The sequence below is a fragment of the Actinoalloteichus spitiensis RMV-1378 genome (assembly GCF_000239155.1).
GTDB lineage: Bacteria > Actinomycetota > Actinomycetes > Mycobacteriales > Pseudonocardiaceae > Actinoalloteichus_B > Actinoalloteichus_B spitiensis.
The window spans coordinates 1-4,058 of the sequence record NZ_AGVX02000401.1; the positions used below are offsets into that span (position 1 = coordinate 1).

Sequence of the window (4,058 nt, forward strand, 5' to 3'; positions counted from 1 at the left end):
GTGGATCGGGCAGGCCGTCACCCTCACCGCCCTCGCGGCGGTCGCCGCCGCCGCGATCCTGGTGTGGGGTTGGGGAGCCGACCCCGCCGTGGAGGAGGCGAAGGAACGCATCCCCCAACCCGTCGACCTCGACCCGCGCCGACCCGAGGCGCTCCTGGAACCCACCCCGTTGACCGAACCCGACGGTGAGGTCCTGGTGGAGCAGCGGCTGACCGAGGCGGAGCTGGACGACAACACCGTCCTGCCCCCCGAGGAGTTCGACCTCCTCCTGGACGGTGGCCTCGTCCAGGCCGACTTCCACATCACGCGGGACCCGGAGACCGACACCGTCACCGGGTTGTCCCTGTTCACCGTGAGCCTCCAGGACGACCCGGAGGACCTGCTCGCCGAGATCACCGACCTCTACCGGGGAGCCGGCTACCGGTCGACCGCCGTCGAGCACGACAATGTGCGACTCCAGGTGCTCGACGATCCGGCGATCACCGAGGAGGTCACCTACCGGGCCCACTACCTGGTCGGCCACCGCGTCGTCCGGGTCGAGGCCTACGGCACGGACCGGACCGCCGTCGCGGAGCGGTTCGCGACGTTGTTGGACCGGCAGTGCCAGGACTTTCCCGCCGACGACCCCCAGGCTGGCTGATGGCGATGAACCACACCGACACCCCGACGCCGCCCACCCCGGTGGCACCACCGCCAGCCGGCCCCGGCGTCGCCTCGCCGATCGTGGTGGTGCGCGCCGCCGCCACCGTCCTCGTCGTCTACGGGTTCCTCGTGGGGCTGTGGACGTCCCGAGCTGGGGAGGACCTCTGGCTGGTCGACACCGTCCGGGAGTGGCTGAACCGGCCGTTGGGCATCGGCGAGGACTTCGGGGTCCTCGGCGTCATGCTGCTCCTGCTCGCCTTCGGCTACCAGGCTGCCGGGATGTCCGGCCCGGAGCGGTCCCCGGCGCGGCTCGGACTGGCCGCGCTCCGCCTCTACCTCCCGGTGGCGGTGGCGGTGGTGCTGGCCGCCGCGGCTCTGCTGGTGGGCGCGACGGTGTGGGTGGCCCCGGACGCCGGGGAGGTCAGCGTCGCCGACTACCTCGGCAACCTGGTGTGGGCCCCCCACCTGGTCGGGGACGCGATCCGCCTCGTTCCGCTCGCCTGGGTACCGCTGCTGGCCATCCTGGCCCTCGCCCTGGCCGCCGGGTCGGCGCCGCTGCGGGACGTGGCGCACTGGGTGCCACTGGGCTGCCAGCTCGCCGCCACCGGTCTGCTGGTCTGGCTGGGCCTCGCGGTACCGGAGCTGGCGAGGCTGGGCGTGGTGGCCAGCTTCCTCCCCCTGGTCATCCTCGGCCAGATCGTGTGGAGCTGCCAGGACAACGGCATGCCGACCTGGGTCGGGGTCCTGCTCGGCACGGGGTGCTGGGCGGTCGTGGCCCTCGCCGAACCGGCCTACCCGGAACTCGACAACTGGTGGTACCCGCTGACCACGGTGTTCGCCGTGCTGTTCTTCCTGGTCGCCGTGCAGTGCGCCGGCCCGGTCTCCCACGCCCTGGCGAGATCGGCGCCCGCCCGCTGGCTGTCCTCCCGTTGCGAGTGGCTGCTGGTGTTGCTCGGTGTCGTCGGGTTCGCCGCCGCGGACCTCCTCGCCGCCGCCCTGCCGCCGGCCGTGGCGCTGCCGCTGGCCCTGGCCCTGCTGTGCGGAGCCGCCGAGTTGTGCCACCTGGTGACCAGAGCCCGGCGCGCAGGGTGAACGCGCTGGACGCCCCCACCCTGCCGATCAGGGTTCCGGGCAGGCTCGACTACCTGCACGGTTTCGACCTGATGCGGGTGGTGGCCGCCGTGCTGGTCGCCTACGGGCACATCGCCGGATGGCTGGCCGCCAACGAGCACGACTGGGCCGTGCGGGGTTTCCTCGACAGCACCGTCGTCGAAACGCTCCGGCTGAACAACCTGATGGGGTTCACCGGTGTCGGCACCTTCCTGGTGATCAGCGGGTTCGTCATCACCTACGTGGCGACGAAGGAGACCCCCGGGCAGTTCCTGCTGCGCAGGGCCTTCCGGCTCCTGCCCGCCCTGTGGCTGACGGTCACCCTCGCCTGGTTGCTGTACCAGACGAGCTGGGTCCTGCACCGGCCCGAGCTGGGCCCGGGCGACCTGTGGGCCAACCTGTTCATGGTCAACTTCTTCGACGACCAGTGGTTCACCCTGGTCGCCGTGGCCTGGACGCTGCTGGTCCAGTTCACCTTCTACCTCTTCGTCGCCGCCACCATCCCCCTCGGCCGGCGGCACCCCTGGTTACCGCCGGCTCTCGCGATCAGCGTGGTGTCGGTGCTGCTGTCCCTGGTGAACACGACCGACAGCCTGGCCACCGCCCAGCTGCGCACCGTCATCACGTTTCTGCCGGTCGTTTTCCTCGGCCAGTTGGTGTCGCTCGTCAGAAGCGGCCTGATCCCCGTTGCGCTCGGCACGGTTTTCGGGATTCTGCAATTCCTGCTGTTTGTGCGGGCCGGTTTGACGAACGAGGGAATTCCCGCAGGTGAGGCCCACGCCCGGACACTGGTGCTCGTGGTGGTCATCACAGTGCTGATGATGGGGGCCAACGGACGACTCGTCCGGTCGTCCTGGATAGCCACTGCCGCCAAGCGGACCTATTCAGTATTCTTGACCCACATTCCGGTGGCCTACACGCTCCTCGGCCTGCTCACACCGAGAACCAGCCTGTTCGTGGCCCTGTCGGTGACCGTGGTGGCGGTCGTCGTCGTGTCCGAACTGGTCTACCGCCTGGTCGAGGTTCCCGTGTACCGCTGGTACCGGCGGCGCGAACGCTTCGGACGGCCGCGAACCGCGGTGCCGGGGCGGACCGGAACCTGACAACACGAGACGCCTGGCCCGGGCGGGTACCCTTTGCGACGCTGGCGGGGCAGCGCGGCGCCCAGGGCGCACAACCGAAACCGCGGCAGCCGGTGACCTCCGGCCCCGGAGCGAGGAGACGCTGGGATGACCTGGCAAGAACAGTTACAGCAGCTCGACGCGGCGTTGGCCGGCGGGCAGATCAGCGCCGAGGAACACCGCAGGCAGCGGGACGAGATCCTGGCGTCGGCGTCCAGCCCGCAGGCCGGCGGGTGGACCCCCGGGGCGTTCTCCGCCAACACTCCCCACGCCTCGATCGAGCAGGCCTTCCCCTCGGGGCGGAACTTCCCCCAGCAGAACTCCGCGCAGGCCCTCGCGAACGACACCGAACGCACCCAGGTGGTGCCGGCGGTCACCGCCGGTGGGCCCCCGCCGCAGGGGGCGAACGGCGCGCCGCCGTGGGGCGGCGACCAGAACTTCCCGCCGCCTCCCGGTCAGGGCTGGTACTCGGGCCCCGAGTCCTTCGACGGCGCGAAGTCGTCCTCCGGCGGCAAGAAGGGCAAACTGGTCGCGATCATCGCGGCGGTCGTGATCGGACTGGCGGCCGTCGGTGCGGGCGTCTGGTGGTTCGTCCTCCGCGACACGGGCGCCACCGCAGGCGAGTCGGAGAACCCGGGCGGTGACCAGCAGGACGCGCCGCCGGCGCCCCCCGAGTTCGGCCCCGACCTGCTGCCCGCCCTGCCCGGGGGTCCCGACGGCAACAGCGGGCTGCTCACCGCGCAACAGGGCGTGGACCTGGGTCTGTACGGGGAGACGACGCTGGGGTCGCTCACCGAGAACGGCACCGAGCGACTGGTGTACTCGGGCAGCAACGACGCGGGCACCTCCCACACGGTGCTGGCCTTCGAGACCGCCGGACCGGACGAGGCGACCTCGGTCGCCGACGCCCTCGTCGACGTGCAGGCCATCCAGGAGATGGAGGTCGTCACCCTCGACGGCATCCCCGAGGCGGTGACGATCATGCGGTCCAACACCGACGGCCTCGACGTGTACCGCGCCGTCTACACCTCCGGTGACCTCACCATCCGGGTCGGAGGCGCCCGGCAGGGCGAGGAGGACGAACTGGTGCTGGTGACCGAGTTCCAGAACACGCTGAACGCGGTGCTGGACGCACTCCCCGTCGACTGACGGCACGGGGCCGGCGGTCGCAGAGACGACCGCCGG

General features: G+C 71.2%; 4 protein-coding genes. All 4 read left to right on the forward strand.

The genetic code is table 11. From position 1 onward, the window contains the following. Positions 1-640: hypothetical protein (locus tag ACTIDRAF_RS33905; protein ID WP_039787896.1), on the forward strand; the 640-nt coding region annotated here is incomplete at its 5' end. Next, the gene (locus ACTIDRAF_RS33910; protein ID WP_016700010.1) at positions 640-1,734 is read left to right on the forward strand and encodes a hypothetical protein; all 1,095 of its coding nucleotides are present in this window, start codon (positions 640-642) and stop codon (positions 1,732-1,734) included. The genes ACTIDRAF_RS33905 and ACTIDRAF_RS33910, both read left to right, overlap by 1 nt. Then, positions 1,698-2,855, forward strand: coding sequence for an acyltransferase family protein (locus tag ACTIDRAF_RS33915; RefSeq protein ID WP_157163101.1), 1,158 nt, complete (start codon positions 1,698-1,700; stop codon positions 2,853-2,855). Before ACTIDRAF_RS33910 ends, ACTIDRAF_RS33915 begins: the two co-directional genes overlap by 37 nt. Positions 2,856-2,981: 126 nt before the next feature. Next, positions 2,982-4,022, forward strand: coding sequence for a hypothetical protein (locus tag ACTIDRAF_RS0217455; protein WP_016700012.1), 1,041 nt, complete (start codon positions 2,982-2,984; stop codon positions 4,020-4,022). The last annotated feature ends 36 nt before the right edge of the window (positions 4,023-4,058 follow it).

Coding starts and splice junctions, on each gene's coding strand:
- ACTIDRAF_RS33910 (WP_016700010.1), top strand. CDS start 640: ATGGCGATGAACCACACCGACACCCCGACGCCGCCCACCCCGGTGGCA.
- ACTIDRAF_RS0217455 (WP_016700012.1), top strand. CDS start 2,982: ATGACCTGGCAAGAACAGTTACAGCAGCTCGACGCGGCGTTGGCCGGC.